Below are 15,703 nucleotides of genomic sequence, written 5' to 3' on the forward strand. Positions count from 1 at the left end.
CCTATTCTAGAATTAATTTGATAGTTTTATTGCCTGATGCTGTTCTTAGTTTAGCAATGTACATAGATTGAGACAACGAATTTGGTAGCGTAATTTCTTTTGTGTTTACACTTCTAAATGTTTCTTTAAATATCTCTTTACCTAATAAATCGTATAGCTTTAATGTAGAAGTTTCTCCGTTGAGTCCTTTAATTGTCAATGTGCGCTTACCAGATACATACATTTGTATGTTTGCATTTGTAAAGTTGTCATCTATCGATAAGGTTTTACTTGTTGTATGTAAATAAAACCTACCCACCTCATCTAAATCTGTAGTTGTTTCAATTATATATTCACTACCTTCTTTATCTAAACGAGTAAATGTTTTTGTTTCTTTATCTTCAAGATATATACGTAAGTTACTAGGAACATTCTTTGCTTGTAATTTAAAAGAAAGTTTTTTATTTGCTTTTGCTATTACTCCTATCGGAACAATCATTTCTTCAAAATTGCTAGGAGGTAATCCTTGTAAAGCGTATCTCTTACCATTCTCTTCTACTAAACTAGAATATATATCTAGTTGTTTAGATTCCGCACTAAATACCTCAGCATCATAACCTATATCTAAACCAGTAGTTGTACCATTAACGTAAATTATGGTAGTAGATTTACTTGTTTTTTTAGATTTCTCATCCTGCTCAAGTTGTAATATAATTTGAAAACGAGTATCTGAGCTTCTATGAAAAACATTTGTAGTTTGATGACTCATAAAACTCTTAGGAATAGAAATTGTACCTCCGCCTACATTTGACTTCACAAAAAATCCTTGACCTGGTGCTAAATACGCTGTACTTGTATTTAAATGATTGTAAGGTTGATATTGCGTACCGTCCCACAAATACACTGCTAAATTAGACGATAACACTCCTTGGTTTTCTGTAAGAAAATTACTCACTGCCGCTGCATTACTTATTGGTAAAAAGGCTGGATACGGATTTGCAATCAAATTCCAACTATTCTTAGTTCCTTCATTAATACTTATGGAAGCATCTGTTGTTTTATAATTTCCAGTAAATGTATAATCTCCTGCTTCTGATCTTAACATAGAATAGCCTTTTCCACTGATAAAATCACCAGAAGTAGCAAGATTTGCCACCAAAACATAATCCCATCCTACTTGGTCTGAAGGTTTGTTATTGTTATAAGGTGCAATTCCGTATTTATCTCCTGCAGTGTTTATATCTACCTTATTATCAACATTCTGAACAAATGTTTGTATAGATTGATTTTCTACAGGTGCTCCTATTAAGTGCCATTTATCACTTACTGCGCGTTTGTAAGTAATAGTACCTAAAACATTTCCTTTAGCTATAAAAGTAGCATCTGAATTTATAGTTAACTTATTATTAGTTGTAACATCATCTTCCGCAGTTAAACTCGTTTGAGACTGTAACGCTAAACTAGCATTAGTATCTATAAATAATCCCAATACCTTTTTAGCACCCGTTGTAATTATAGGCATGTTAGCTGCTCCGTTTGGTATTATAGCGGTTTTTGTTTCTGTTGGTTCGTTATTACTCCAGTTTGAAGCAGTTGACCAGTTTGTATCAGTACCTTTCCATCTTGTAGTTTCATCTTTATATTCGTAAGCTCCAATATCAATGATTCCTACTTCACGAGTATTTCCAATAAAATCTTTAGTTTCAGTATTTACAGCGTCATTTCCTATGTTTATCAAAGGTGAAATTACCTGTAAACTAAAATCACTCGCTCCCGAATTAGTAAATCTCGGATTAGTACTTTCTAATGAGTTACCATTATTAGTAGTTTTAGCTGTTGTTGGAAAAGCGACATCAAACGAACAGTACGAATAAGTCATATTTCCTGTTCCTCCTCCTAATACACTAAACACAGTATTACCGTTATTGGAAGCGAAAATAGTATTAACAGCATCAAAATTTCCATTAAATGCTCGCAAGGCTTCTCCAACGGGTGCTGTATTATTCACTACAGTACAGTTTACCAAGTTAGTAGTTCCACCTTCTGCACCAATTGCACCTCCTGAATGTGTTGCTATGTTATTGTGAATTAATGTATTGGTTAATATAACTTTATTGGTAATAGTTGTTGCAAAGTTAGCTAACCCGATACCACTAACACCGTTGTTATTGCGAATAATACAGTTCGTTATTTGGTTGTTGTTAGCGTCTCCACTCATATACACACCTGCCCCAAAACGTTCTGCTTGAATGCTTGCATGATCTGCATTTCCATTTTCAATAATAAAACCATCAATAACAATATTGCCGTTTTGCAAGTGTACTACTGTACTACTGTTATCGGTAATTACACTTTCAGTACCAATATCACCACTTAAAATAGTTGGATTAGTTGTCCAGTTTCTATCTACTAAATTAGCTTCTCCTCCTGCAAAGCCTCCATAAATTTTTAGGTTAGTACGTGGTGTAAAGGCTATAGTCCTATTATCTGTAGTCGTAGGCTTATAAGTACCCTTTGCTACCCATATTTCAGTAATATTGTTACAGGCTTGTGCTTGTGTTAAAGCCTGTTGCAGGGTCTTAAACGCAGTTCCCCAAGTTTTTCCATCACCATTTACTCCAGCATTAATATTTACATAAAATATTGTACCCAAACCTGAGCATATATTTTCATAAGCCCCAATATCTATTGTTGTATCAAAAATCCTATCATTACCTGCCAAATCTTTAGTTTTTGTATTTGCAGCATTGCTTCCTTTATCTTTAGCTTGTGAACTATTTTGTAAGCGATAATCTTTATTACCTTCATCAATAAACAATGGATTGGTATTGATTAAAACTTCTGCTCCTACTGTAACCACACCACTACCACCTCCTGGAGTTGTTGGTAGGCTATTAGTTGTTAATACACTATAGGATAAGTTTACATTAGTCCCTTGATGATTATTTATATCTGGATTAGTATTCGCTACATTACCAGAAAAAATAGTATTGGTAATATCTACATTATCAACATTAAAAATATGTATAGCACCTCCTGATGGATTAGGCACTCCAGTAACCGCGCTATTTGATGCAAAAGTACAGTTCGTAATTTTTAAATTACTTCCTAATTGTGGTGAAATAGCGCCACCTGCATTGGTTACCTCATTATTATGAAACAAGCAGTTGGTAAAGCTAATATTGGTACCATAAGAAATAACAGCACCTCCTACACCATCGGGGGTAGTAGCATTATTTCCTACTGCATTATTATATCTAAAAGTGGTGTTATTTATATTAATGTTATCAGGTCGTGGGGAAGCATTAATATACATACCTGCTCCTGTACGCCCAGGAAGCACACTACTATCATCAGCAAAAGAATACTCAATAATAAAACCATCTAAAGTAATATTACTATTAGTAATGGTAACAATAGTATGAGCATCACCAGCTTCAGCTGTATAATTGTTGTTTAAATCTCCCGATAAAACAGTAGGATAAGTACTCCAATTACGATCAGCTAAATTTGTTTCATTTCCTAAAAATCCTCCATAGATTTCCACATTAGCTGGTATATTAAAACTACTGGTTTCTGCTGTTGGTTTGTATATACCTGTAGCCACCCATATTTTATCTGTAACACAAGGGTTTGTATTTGCCAATGCATCTTGCAATGTATTATAAGCTGTTCCCCAAGTTTTTCCATCACCTCCAGAAGTAGCATTGTCATCTACATAGATAGTTTTAGCTACAAAAGGTTGTGTTGTAAAGTTAGCAGTTGATAAATCTGTATTCGTTTGGGCATGATCCCAATTAGAAACATTTTCTAAAAGAGCTGTAGTTACTTCTGCATTTCTATTAGAAACTTTAAACTCAGTTTTATTAGGTGCTGTAGTAGGAAATCCATCAATTACTACAGCTTTAGTATAAATATTCTTTGGGTTGTTTACAGAAGGTATATTTCCTCCTTTAGTATATAAAACTCCGTGTACTTGAGTTATACCATTACTTGGATTATTATCAGTATCTTGATAAACATAAAATGCCTCTCCTGTTGAGGATACTGAAAAGTTACCTGTTAACGACACAGCCCCACAATTTCCTGATGTACAAGCTAAACTTAATACATCAGTAGCGGTTTCTTTTACTGTAAACACGGTTCCTTTTGCAACACATGTTGCTGGAGACGTATATGTTATTACGGCTTCAGTACTTGAAAAAGTAAGTGAGGTATTGTTAAAATCATTGTCTGTAAAATAAAATCTAGTACTAGGCGCTATATCTTCTGTAGCTACAAATGAAAATCCATCTGGTGTGTCATGATTCAATCCTAAAATAGCAATTGACGATTTAGTGTTATTGATATCATTATTTGTTATTTTTCCTGTTGCGGTATGAGGACTTCCTCCATTATATCCCGTCCCTGAACTTAACGTAAGTATGACTTCTTCCTCTGGTTCTAATACAGTATCATTTACAGGAGTAACAGTAAGACTTGCTGAGGATGCTCCATTAGCAATAACAATACTTCCTGAGGATGCTGAAAAAGTATTAGCATTAGCTACAGTATAATCTGTTGTAAATGCTGCACTACCACTAACATCAAAATTAATAGTTATATTTGATGTTGCTGGTGTACTTAAGGTAAACGTATAAGTTAAATTAGACGTGTTTAATTCTTCTACTGAACTTGGTGATACAGTGACTGATACTGTAGGATTACTAGCTCCTTCACTGATAATAATACTGCTAAACGGTGTTGTAGATAAGTCTTGATTTACCTGTGCATGTAACCAGTTTGCAGTATTTTGAAAGTTGGCTTGATCTACTGTAGTGTTTCTTAATGCAGGATTATACTCTACTCTATTAGGGTTTATTGTAGGAAAATTATCTACAACAACTGCCCCTGTATATAATAAGGCGATATTTTCTGAAGTTGCAATAGCCCCACCTGGTCCAGCAATAGCAGAACGACCAGTTACTAATACACTATGAACTTCAGTAACTCCGTTCGTATGATTATTATCAGAATCTGTATAAGCGAAAAAACTTTCTCCTTCAGATGATGGTGAAAAACTTCCTGAAATATGATTTATAGCCCCACAAGAACTTCCTGCACTACAACTAACAACATAAGTATTAGCTGTAGTTTCTTTAACTGCTACGACTTTACCTCTACTTATCCCCCCCGCTGGAACTGTCCATTTTATTACAGCTTCTGTTCCTGTAAAAGCTAAAGCTGTATTTACAAATGAATTTTCTGTAAAATAAATAACTTGACCTGCGGTTAAATCTTTTAAAACTACAAATGAAAAGCCTTTAGGCCCTCCAGACTGATGATTCATTCCTGTTACAGCAACTAAAGGTGTAACTGCTAAAGTATCGTCATTAGTAATTTGCCCTACTGCATTACTTGGACTACCAACATCGTAACCTGTACCAGATGTTGCTGTTAAAACAATACTCTCATTAGCTTCTAAACTTATTTCGTTAATAGGTGTTATAGTTACCGATGCTGAACTATTTCCATTTGAAATAATTACAGAACCCGAAGTAGTACTAAAAGAATTTGCACCAGACTGTGAATAATCTGATCCAAATACTGCTGTACCACCTACACTAAAATTAACTGTAATATTACTTGTTGCTGGAGTATTTAACGAAAAAGTATAGGTTATTGAATTGCCACTATTTTCAGCCACAGGACTTCCTGTAGCATTTACAGTAAGTACAGGATTAACTCCTGATAAATTTAAATTAGTAAATACTGTAGTTGATAAGGCTTGATGAGCTTGTGCATATACATAATTGTTTATATTTTCTAATTTAGCCTTACTAACATTTGTTCTATCTGCTACAGAAGTTTTATACTCTACTCTGCTAGGTGCAGTAGCAGGAAAACCATGTACTACTATAGCGTTAGCAAAATCTGGCACAGGATTTTCAATTGCTGGAATATTTCCTCCAGAAACTGATGAAGTACCTGTATATAGTACAGCATATATTTCGGTAATACCATTTGTAGGATTATCATCTGTATCGGTATAAGCATATAATGACTCTCCTGCTGTTGCTATAGAAAAATTACCACTTCCACTTGTCTTTATGGCTGCTCCTGCTCCTTCGCTTGTAGTTACTGTAAATACGTCTGTAGTAACGCCTGTTTCAGCTACATAAACCACATTTCCTTTACTTATTGCTGATGTTACCGTAAACTTGACAACACTTTCGCCTAAATCATTAAATTTATTATTGACGTTATCGTACTCGTTTTCGGTAAAATAGATAACTTCGTTAACCGCTAAATTTTCAGTAGCTAAAAAAGTAAATCCATCAGGACTTGATACGTGGTTTAGTCCTATAACAGCTACTTTTTGAGCCATTACCGAAGCACTAATACATATAAATAAATATAACAGTAGTTTTTTCATAACTATCAATTTTATAATAATAAACCGATAGTCGTTGAACAACTACCGGTTATTTTTTCATTTAACTTCTTGAAGGGAATAATCCTTGTAAAGCAATAATATAATTCAACCCTAAATGAGGATTTCTTATATCTATTGATTTACCTTCTCCAACTGGATTTGGGTTTACAACACCTCCTAAAAACGCACCATTTGTTTTATCTTCTGAAAATCCATTTGTTATACTACTAATATTAAGTTTATCTGGAGATGCAGCATCTCCATTACCATTATTAACTGCTATCTCTACATCATGTGAATGAGGTGGTAAATTAGGTATAGTTAAAGTTACATGTTCACTTCCCCCCTTTTGTCCCTGACTTACAGGAGTTAACCCTGGACCTTGTCCAACATGAATTGGCAGTCTTCCTCTTAAATCTGGTAATCCGAAGGTAGTTCTACCATCCCCTCCATACATAGTTCCTAAAATTGAAAAAAGAGCTGAATTTTGATTTATTGCCAATAATTGTCCGTCACATAGTGCCCAACCTCTTGGTGCAAAATTTCCTGCAAATAATATAATTTGTCCTAAAAATGGTTCCATAGTAATTTAGTTTTTTAATTAATAGTTAATTCTGGTAAGCTTATCATAATCATTGTTCCATTTTGAGTAGTAAGTGTATAACTTCCTAACTCATCAATGGTAAGAGTTAACTCTCCCCCTCCTTCGTAACGATAATACCCCTCTACAGTATGAGTTCTTACTAATACTCCCCAATGCTCTTTAGGGTATTCTTCATGTCCTTTAATTTTAGTTGCAGCTAAATCAATAAAATTAACAACACCCATTCCTGGAACTTTTAAAATAGCATTTCCTAAATTTTCGAAAGTATTTTTCTGTCCTTGATATACAGGAGATGCTCCTTTATCTGTTGCAACTTTGATAGTACAATCATGAGTGTAATTGTTTAGGATACTTAGTGTATACATATTTGTTTGGTTTAAATTGGTTTATAAATTTAATTTTCAAATAGCTATAGCATATGTAAAAAATCGTCAAAAAAGCTTTTTTGTATTTTTAAATACTGATACAAAACTGAAAATATGAAGTCGCAAAATCGTGTCAATCGTAATCAAAATCGTGTCAAAACCAGTATTTTGACTATATTGAACAGTGTAATGTAAAAAATCGTCAAAAATTAACATATGTTAATTTTTATATCAAATTAAATCTTTGGGTTATCTATATTTGAAAAATTAAGGGGAATATTTAAATGAAGATAAAACACTACTACAATCAGTTTAAAAATATTGGTATTCACAATAACTTATCTAAACTAGAGCAAAAAAGAATTCGCTTATTAAATATATTTTGTAGTAATTGGTTTGTTATTGAACTCGTATTAATGACTGAAGATGCTATTAATAAACCTGATCCTACTTTACAGCTTTTAATACACTCTGGTACTGTAATTGGACTTTTTATTACTGTTTTTCTACAAAAAAGTAAAAAGTATCAACTGGCTAGAATTCTCTTTTTTTCACTCATTTTATACAGTAATTTTATGTTCTGTAATTTTGCTGAAAGAGGTGGATATATTGAATATTTTTATATAGTAGTTCCTGTATTCTTATTATTATTTACCAATAATAAATACTTAATTTATAGCATATTTATAATTTCATATTTACTTTTTGTAATTCCTATTAATTATTTTGACATCTATCCAGAAGGCACTTTTGGTTCTCCTGTACTTATTCTTATTCAATTTGTTATTTTTTTCTTTCTAGTACAGTACTTTAAAAACGCAAATATTAGAAGTGAAAAAATTCTTGAAAACCAACGAAAACAATTAGAGGAATTAAATGAATTTCAATCTCAGTTTTTTATTAATGTATCTCATGAAATTAGAACCCCGCTTACGCTAATTAAAGGGGAAATAGACAAACTAAATTTGTTTAAAAATACTTCGTATGCCTACGAGAGTGAAAAAATTAGTGAAGGATTAGATAAACAAGTTTCAAAAATTAAAACGATTGTAGATGATGTATTAGATTTAGCAAAAATGAAAGACGCTAATTTTAAAATCAATACAGAAAAAGTACTTTTAAATGAATTAATTCATAAACTATATCTTTCTTTTGAGCCTCTTTGCAATCAAAAAGAGATTTGCTTTAAAATTACAAACGCCAATACTGCTGATTATTGGATAAAAGCAGATTCTTTATTTTTAGAAAGAGCTATTAACAATATTATTGTAAACGCTATTAAATATACGCCTAAAAAAGGAAATATTACTTTAAATTTTAGTAAAAAGAATGATCAAGTTTCTTTAGCTATTACCGATACCGGAATAGGAATTTCTAAAAAAGATATTGATTTAATTTGCAACCGCTTTTACCAAGCTAACAATGATATTAATAAAGCTGGAGGTAGTGGTATTGGATTAGCTTTTAGTAAAGAAATTATAGAATTACACAAAGGTTCTCTAACTATTGAAAGTGATCTAGATAAAGGAAGTACTTTTACACTTACATTTCCGCTAACTAAAGCTTCCGAACATAATTCTAAAGAAGTTAATATTCAACCTACTGAAACTACTATAGAAATAACAAATCATACAAAAATAACAAATACCAAAGCTTATACTATTCTTATTGTTGATGATAATTATGATATGAGAACTTATTTAAAAGAGTTATTAAAAAGTTATAACTGTATAGAAGCCGAAAACGGACAAGAAGCTTTAACAATCTTATCAAAAAACTCTATAGACTTTGTTTTAACCGACTATATGATGCCTGTAATGAACGGGTTAACACTTATAGAGCAAATTAAAAAGAAAGAAATTAATGTTCCTATATTAATGTTAACTGCTCGTACAGATTCTAACAGTAAATTGAATGTTTTACGTTTAGGAATTGATGATTATTTAAACAAACCTTTTGAAAAGGAAGAACTTCTTATACGAATAGAAAATGCACTATACAATCATAAAAATAGAAATCGCTTTATTACTGATGAAGCTGTTAAAAAAACAGAATTAGAAGTAAATAATCAATGGATAGAAAAAGTAAAAGAATACATTTATAAAGAATGTAGTAATACTTCTATGACACAAGAAGATGTAGCTTTACATTTTAATCTTTCTAAGAGTTCATTGCATCGTAAACTTAAAAGTGAAACAGGTTTAACCCCTAATGCATTTATTACAGAAGTTAAATTACAAAAAGCACGATTTTTACTAGAACAAAACCCAGCTATATTATTAAAATCTTTGGCTCTAGAAGTTGGATATTTACATACCTCATATTTTTCAAAATTGTATGAACAGCGCTTTGGAGTAAAACCTGTAAAATTAGCGAGTTAATATTATCCTATTGCTTGATGTAAAATTTCATGATTTGGCCCTTTATATTTAGCAGGTGTAATACCCGAAAATTTCTTGAAATCTTTTGTTAGATGAGTTTGATCGTAAAAATTATACTGCGCTATAATATCTTGCAAATTCACATGATTAGAATACAATCCAGCAATTAATGTATTAAACTTTACCAATCGAATATACAAACCAACAGTCATACCTACATATTTCTTAAAATAACGATTTAATGTACTCATAGAATGAGGATATTTACTTAAAATATCTTCAACAGTTAACATACCGCTTACTTTAAAAATATCATTCATAATTGCATCTATCGGCGTAGATTTTTCCCATTTTCTTATAGTACTATCTAATTTTTGATATATATATTCTGTTATTTCTTCCGCTGTTTGTAAAGACTCAAACTTATTGTATAAGTCTTCTAAAATGGTATTATCGATATATCTAGATAAATCAATATAATTAAAACTATTTTCAAAAGCATTAAGCCCAGTTATATTGTAAAAACTACAAGGGTTTAATCGTACAACCACATAAGAAGAACTTTTATTCTTATTATAATTAAAATAGTACCATCTAGCTGGTTTTATATAAATTTTAGGGCTCTCTATGTACTTTCCGTTTTGTTCTGTAATGTCGCAGCCCCCATAATCAAAAACAATATAACTGTTCGTAAAACCAAACATTTGTTCATTTCTAATATCAATGTTATAGTTTACTTTAGTTACACTTTCAATTACTGAGTTTTCAATAATTTTCTGACTCAATGTAAACGGTAAATTCCGAATCATTTTTTCTTGATCTTTCTTCTGAGTCATAAAACAAAAAAATTTAGGTTAATAGTATATGTACAATATCGTCAAAAAATTTAATTCTAAGAAAACAAAACACTAAATGATCTTTAAAATCTATCAATACATTCTTTTTAGTATCAGTAAATAAAAAAGGCTTCATGTTTATGAAGCCTTTTCGAGTTATAAATTAGATAAATCTAATACTTCTCCTTTTTCAATTCTTTTTTCACTAATTATTGGATAATGCTGCTTCATAAGTTCAAACATATACAAAAGGGGAACTTCATCAAAAGCACCATAATCATCTAAATACTCCATGAACATTTTTTCTTCACTTTTATCATATTCATGAAAAATAGAATCTTCTTTTCCATTAAATTCTAATACATTTACTCCTAACAAATTACATAATGATTTATTAAACGCTGGTGTAGCTTTTACCCATTTATCATGCAAATAAACTTCTACATAGCCATGAGGAACTAATTCATCGCTTTGTAAAGTTTCTACTATTTTATCTACAGCCAAATGATTTTTTACTTTAGCTAATCCTAAACGACTAGGAATATTTTTTGCTCTAAGAAGTGTAATTAATATTGTTGCTTTCTCTAAGCAATGTCCTGTTTTTCGTTGCATTAAGTTTGATGCTTTCCAATCTTTTTCATTCAAACTAAAATGATACGGATAATACTCCCAAGAATCTCTAACATAGTTGTATGCTTTTATGGCATATTCTTCTGAAGTTAACTCTCCTTCTCCCTCAGTTATCTTTTGTATAGTTTCTTGAATAATTTTATCGGAATAATCAAAATAGAAATTCTCTTCAGTATACATTTTTATTAATTACTTAAATTATAAACTCCTTTAGATTCTTCAACATAAGCACAAATTTTTCTACGAGCTTCCTTTATATTATTATGAGGAAGTTGAGCATATTTTGTAAATGCTTGCTCTATAATTTTTGCATCTTCTTTTTTGTCAAAACATGCTATTAAGTTTTTAACCGTGTTTTCCATTTCATTAAAACAATCAAATCCAATTGTTTTTAATATCGGATAATGAATTTCAGGATTTAACTTATCTACTTCTTTAAGTTTTTTAATACGAAGTGCAACACTTTCAATCGCATACACAGTAATTAACATATCAGAAATATGCATTGCTATCTCCTGTTCTTCGGTTAACTGAGTCATATATTGTTGTGCACAAACTCCAGTTACTAAAACACATAAAAATCTTAAATTATCAACAAGTTGTTCGTATCTTTCAATTGTATCTTCAGAAAAGGCAGCAATTGGTTCTGATAAATCAGACATTAATTTTGTATAAGGACTAAAGAAATCTATTTCTCCTTTCATTCCTTTTTTAAGGAATTCTTTAATAATAACTAATCGGTTAATTTCATTTGTACCTTCAAAAATTCTACTAATACGAGCTCCTCTATACAATCTTTCTACAGGAGATTCTGCAGAAAATCCCATTCCACCGTAAATTTGAATACTTTCATCTACAATAAAATCTTGTGCTTCTGAACCATAAACTTTAGCAATAGCGCATTCAATACTAAATTCTTTTAAAGCTTCAATTTTTGCTTCTGAAAAAGGCATACCAGATTGAGATAATGCTTCACAGTTTTCATCAATAGAATTAGCCACTCTATACACTATTGCTTCATTCGTAAATATTTTACTCGTCATTTTAGCAATTTTATCTTTCATTGCCCCAAATTCAAGAATCGATTTACCAAACTGTTCTCTTTCAATAGCATAATTTACCGAATGTTCTAAAGCTAATTTACTAACTCCTAAACAAGCCGCTCCTAATTTAATTCTACCTGTGTTTAAGGTATTTAAAGCTATTTTAAGTCCTCTATTTCTTTCTCCTAATAAATGTGTTGATGGAACTATCGTATTTTCAAAAAATACTTGACGAGTACTCCATCCAGAAAGTCCCATTTTTTTCTCTTCTGGTCCAAAACTTATTCCTCCAAAATCTCTATCTACTATAAAAGCTGAAAGATTTTTGTCATCTTCAATCTTAGCAAAAACAATAAACATATTAGCAATACCTGCATTAGATATCCACGCTTTCTGCCCATTAATAACATAATTACCTTCTGTATTAATTGTTGCTTTTGTTTTACCTGCATTGGCATCGCTACCCGCATTAGGTTCTGTTAAAGCAAAAGCTGAAATAAAAGAACCGTCAGTCATTTTAGGAATATATTGTTCTTTTAAATACTCGCTTCCATATAATAAAACTGGCGCAATACCTATACTTGTTTGAACGCCTAATGCACCAGCAAACGAATACCCTTTACTCATAGATTCTACATAATGAAGTACATCTTTTAAAGAAAGATTTACACCACCATACTTTTCAGAAACTTCTAAACTTAAGAAACCTAAATCTCCGCATTTTTTTAGTAAATCTGGAGTTTTATCTATCCCTGCTACCGACTCTAACTCTTCTAAATTAGATTCTATTTCTGTTTCTAAAAACTGAGTGGCTGCTTCTTGAATCATAATTGATTCTTCTGTCTTTAGTTCTGTTGTATAAAAAGTAGCTAAAGATTCATTTTTTACTAAAAAAGAACCGCCAATATTCATTACTAATGTTTCTGTATTCATAAATATTTATTTAATTAGGCAAAAATGCCTAGACAAATATAGAAATTAATTTTATACAATAGGCAAAAATGCCTAATTTTGATTCATGAATACAAAAGATCGAATTTTAAATGCTGCTCTAATCCTTTTTAACAAAGAAGGTTATACAAATGTTTCTAGTAAGTCGATTAGTGAAGAAATGGGAATTAGTTATGGTAATTTATGCTATCATTTTCCTAAAAAAGATGATATTGTTCTTCGTTTACATCAAAATTTCCTAGATGAAATGGATGAAACTCTCGAAAATTTAGAAGGAGAAATTTTTGAATTTGATTTTATGCTTCGTAGTTTAAAACAACTTATGGATTTAACTTTTAAGTATCGTTTTTTTCTATTGAATAGCTATGATATTATTACTCGTTACCCCAATATAAAGGAAAAAACTATAGAACGCTCCAAGGCATATAATACTGTTATTTACCGAATTGCTATTTTCTTGGTTGAAAATGGATATATGCATCCAACAAACGATGATAAATTGCTTAGAAAGAAAATTCATGGTTTACTAATCATTTTCAACTCTTGGATTGTAGATTATGCTGTTTTTTATGAAGAGACTCTTGATAAAGATGAAGTAGAATCTACCTATTACATAAAACTCCTTTTTTCCATGATTCAATCATCTTTAACTAAAAAAGGAAAAGAATCTTTTGCTTCTGTATACCTATCAATGATTTCATAATTATAATGTAGTTTTGTTTTTACAATGAAAACAATAACTGTAAGAGATTTAGTTGGAGACTATACTATAATAGGAAGTAATCAAAACGATAGTAATATAAACTATCGAGGTACTTTAAATTTAACTCTTGATGAACATGAACGAATTCTTGCTAAGTGGCTTATTAATAATGAGCAAGAACAATTTGGCTCTGGTTTTTTTAAGAATAATATCTTAGTAATTAACTTTAATTATCTGGGAGAAGATAATAGTACATATAAAGGAGTGGTTGTTTACCAATGTTTAACTAAAGATATATTAGATGGATTTTGGTCTGAAGATTTCGGAAATCCTTTATTTCTTGGAGAAGAACGTTGTTTTAGAGTTAAAGAATCTCAAATAGATTTAAATTAAAAAATGAATTGTCCTTGTAATCCATCAAAAAAGTATAGTGAATGTTGTAAGCCCATTCATGAAGACATTCAAAAAGCATTTACTGCTGAACAACTTATGCGTTCTAGATATAGCGCTTTTGTATTGGCTAATGTAGATTATTTACAAAAAAGTCATCATAGTACAACTCGACCTTCAAAAAAAGAAAAAAGAGAAATTTTGTCTTGGACAAAATCTGTACAATGGTTAAAATTAGAAGTTTTACATACTACAAAAGGAACAACAAGCGATACCAAAGGAACTGTAGAATTTAAAGCCTATTTTATGGAAAATGGCTCAATTGACATAATTCATGAAAACTCATTTTTTAGTAAAGAAAATGGTCATTGGGTGTATGTAAAAGCAAACTAATACTTTGGATTCCCTTTTTGACGGGAATGACAATTATTGCTTCTTAATTAAAATAATGATTCTATAATTTGCTTAACAGTAATTCCTTCTGCTTCTGCCTTATAGTTCTTTACAATTCTATGCGATAAAATAGGAACTGCAACCGCTTGTACATCTTCAATATCTGGTGAGTATTTTCCGTTAATAGCTGCGTTAGCTTTTGCCGCTAAAATTAAATTTTGTGATGCACGAGGGCCCGCACCCCAATCGATATATTTTTTAATTAGTTCTGTAGCTTTATCTGAATTAGGTCTGGTTTTTGCTACCAAACCAACTGCGTATTCTATAACATTATCTGTTACAGGTATTTTTCGAATTAACTTTTGAGTATTAATTATTCCTTGAGCAGAGAACACAGATGACACAGTTTGTTGAACTTCAGAAGTGGTATTTTTTACCACTTGAACTTCTTCTTCAAAACTAGGATATTCTAAATTTATCGAAAACATAAAACGATCTAATTGAGCTTCTGGCAAAGGATAAGTTCCTTCTTGTTCAATTGGATTTTGAGTTGCTAATACAAAAAATGGCAAATCTAATTTATAATGATGACCTGCTACTGTTACCGAACGTTCTTGCATTGCTTCTAATAAAGCTGCTTGTGTTTTCGGAGGCGTTCTGTTAATTTCATCTGCCAATATGATATTAGAAAAAATAGGTCCTTTTATGAATTTAAACTTTCTATTTTCATCTAAAATCTCACTTCCTAAAATATCTGATGGCATTAAATCTGGCGTAAACTGAATTCTTTTAAAGTCTAATCCTAAAACATTAGAAATTGTGTTTACTAATAAGGTTTTTGCAAGTCCAGGTACACCAATTAACAATGAATGTCCTCCACAAAAAACAGATAACAAGGTAAAATTTACTGCTTCTTCTTGACCTATTATTACTTTTCCTATTTCTTTTTGTAGCTCTTTATATTTAACTACTAAATTGTTTACCGCAGTTACATCAGACATAGTATGTTCTAA

At 31.0% G+C, this 15,703-nt stretch carries 11 protein-coding genes; 4 read left to right on the forward strand and 7 right to left on the reverse strand.

Features of this window, described 5'->3' with window-relative positions; translation table 11 throughout:
• Position 1: 1 nt before the first annotated feature.
• From WH52_RS02535 to WH52_RS02545, 3 genes are all read right to left on the reverse strand, one after another.
• Positions 2–6,394 (reverse strand): T9SS type A sorting domain-containing protein, encoded by a 6,393-nt coding sequence (locus tag WH52_RS02535; protein WP_086029342.1) that lies wholly within the window; start codon positions 6,392–6,394, stop codon positions 2–4.
• 61 nt (positions 6,395–6,455) lie between these two features.
• The gene (locus WH52_RS02540; protein ID WP_086029343.1) at positions 6,456–6,977 is read right to left on the reverse strand and encodes a phage tail protein; all 522 of its coding nucleotides are present in this window, start codon (positions 6,975–6,977) and stop codon (positions 6,456–6,458) included.
• A gap of 14 nt (positions 6,978–6,991) precedes the next feature.
• Complete coding sequence (locus WH52_RS02545) at positions 6,992–7,363, reverse strand: hypothetical protein (protein WP_086029344.1); 372 nt, start codon at positions 7,361–7,363, stop codon at positions 6,992–6,994.
• Between the two features lie 284 nt (positions 7,364–7,647).
• On the opposite strand from WH52_RS02545, the gene WH52_RS02550 reads away from it, so the two are divergent.
• Positions 7,648–9,744 (forward strand): response regulator, encoded by a 2,097-nt coding sequence (locus WH52_RS02550; protein WP_086029345.1) that lies wholly within the window; start codon positions 7,648–7,650, stop codon positions 9,742–9,744.
• Between the two features lie 2 nt (positions 9,745–9,746).
• Here WH52_RS02550 and WH52_RS02555 read toward each other — a convergent pair whose 3' ends face one another.
• From WH52_RS02555 to WH52_RS02565, 3 genes are all read right to left on the reverse strand, one after another.
• Entirely contained in the window at positions 9,747–10,580 is an 834-nt protein-coding gene (locus WH52_RS02555; RefSeq protein WP_086029346.1) for a helix-turn-helix domain-containing protein, read from the reverse strand.
• 156 nt (positions 10,581–10,736) lie between these two features.
• Complete coding sequence (locus tag WH52_RS02560; protein WP_233131505.1) at positions 10,737–11,390, reverse strand: transglutaminase-like domain-containing protein; 654 nt, start codon at positions 11,388–11,390, stop codon at positions 10,737–10,739.
• A 5-nt stretch (positions 11,391–11,395) separates the two neighbouring features.
• Positions 11,396–13,186: an acyl-CoA dehydrogenase family protein gene (locus WH52_RS02565; RefSeq protein WP_086029348.1), complete on the reverse strand. Its 1,791-nt coding sequence runs from the start codon at positions 13,184–13,186 to the stop codon at positions 11,396–11,398.
• Between the two features lie 85 nt (positions 13,187–13,271).
• Here WH52_RS02565 and WH52_RS02570 point away from each other — a divergent pair, with 85 nt between their 5' ends.
• The 3 genes from WH52_RS02570 to WH52_RS02580 are packed head-to-tail and all read left to right on the forward strand — an operon-like array spanning position 13,272 to position 14,690.
• Positions 13,272–13,907, forward strand: coding sequence for a TetR/AcrR family transcriptional regulator (locus tag WH52_RS02570; RefSeq protein WP_086029349.1), 636 nt, complete (start codon positions 13,272–13,274; stop codon positions 13,905–13,907).
• A 33-nt stretch (positions 13,908–13,940) separates the two neighbouring features.
• A complete protein-coding gene (locus tag WH52_RS02575) occupies positions 13,941–14,300 on the forward strand; it encodes a hypothetical protein (protein WP_086029409.1) in 360 nt (119 codons plus the stop codon).
• Positions 14,301–14,303: 3 nt separating this feature from the next.
• Complete coding sequence (locus WH52_RS02580; protein WP_086029350.1) at positions 14,304–14,690, forward strand: YchJ family protein; 387 nt, start codon at positions 14,304–14,306, stop codon at positions 14,688–14,690.
• A 47-nt stretch (positions 14,691–14,737) separates the two neighbouring features.
• On the opposite strand, the gene WH52_RS02585 is transcribed toward WH52_RS02580, so the two are convergent.
• On the reverse strand, positions 14,738–15,691 hold the full coding sequence (locus tag WH52_RS02585) for an AAA family ATPase (RefSeq protein ID WP_086029351.1): 954 nt from the start codon (positions 15,689–15,691) through the stop codon (positions 14,738–14,740).
• Positions 15,692–15,703 lie beyond the last annotated feature (12 nt).

This window comes from Tenacibaculum holothuriorum (assembly GCF_002120225.1).
Classification (GTDB): domain Bacteria; phylum Bacteroidota; class Bacteroidia; order Flavobacteriales; family Flavobacteriaceae; genus Polaribacter; species Polaribacter holothuriorum.

What these genes read in the sequence shown, in the direction of transcription:
- WH52_RS02565 (WP_086029348.1), bottom strand. Translation starts at nt 13,186, where the DNA reads ATGAATACAGAAACATTAGTAATGAATATTGGCGGTTCTTTTTTAGTA.
- WH52_RS02550 (WP_086029345.1), top strand. Translation starts at nt 7,648, where the DNA reads ATGAAGATAAAACACTACTACAATCAGTTTAAAAATATTGGTATTCAC.
- WH52_RS02555 (WP_086029346.1), bottom strand. Translation starts at nt 10,580, where the DNA reads ATGACTCAGAAGAAAGATCAAGAAAAAATGATTCGGAATTTACCGTTT.
- WH52_RS02585 (WP_086029351.1), bottom strand. Translation starts at nt 15,691, where the DNA reads ATGTCTGATGTAACTGCGGTAAACAATTTAGTAGTTAAATATAAAGAG.
- WH52_RS02540 (WP_086029343.1), bottom strand. Translation starts at nt 6,977, where the DNA reads ATGGAACCATTTTTAGGACAAATTATATTATTTGCAGGAAATTTTGCA.
- WH52_RS02560 (WP_233131505.1), bottom strand. Translation starts at nt 11,390, where the DNA reads ATGTATACTGAAGAGAATTTCTATTTTGATTATTCCGATAAAATTATT.
- WH52_RS02545 (WP_086029344.1), bottom strand. Translation starts at nt 7,363, where the DNA reads ATGTATACACTAAGTATCCTAAACAATTACACTCATGATTGTACTATC.
- WH52_RS02580 (WP_086029350.1), top strand. Translation starts at nt 14,304, where the DNA reads ATGAATTGTCCTTGTAATCCATCAAAAAAGTATAGTGAATGTTGTAAG.
- WH52_RS02535 (WP_086029342.1), bottom strand. Translation starts at nt 6,394, where the DNA reads ATGAAAAAACTACTGTTATATTTATTTATATGTATTAGTGCTTCGGTA.
- WH52_RS02570 (WP_086029349.1), top strand. Translation starts at nt 13,272, where the DNA reads ATGAATACAAAAGATCGAATTTTAAATGCTGCTCTAATCCTTTTTAAC.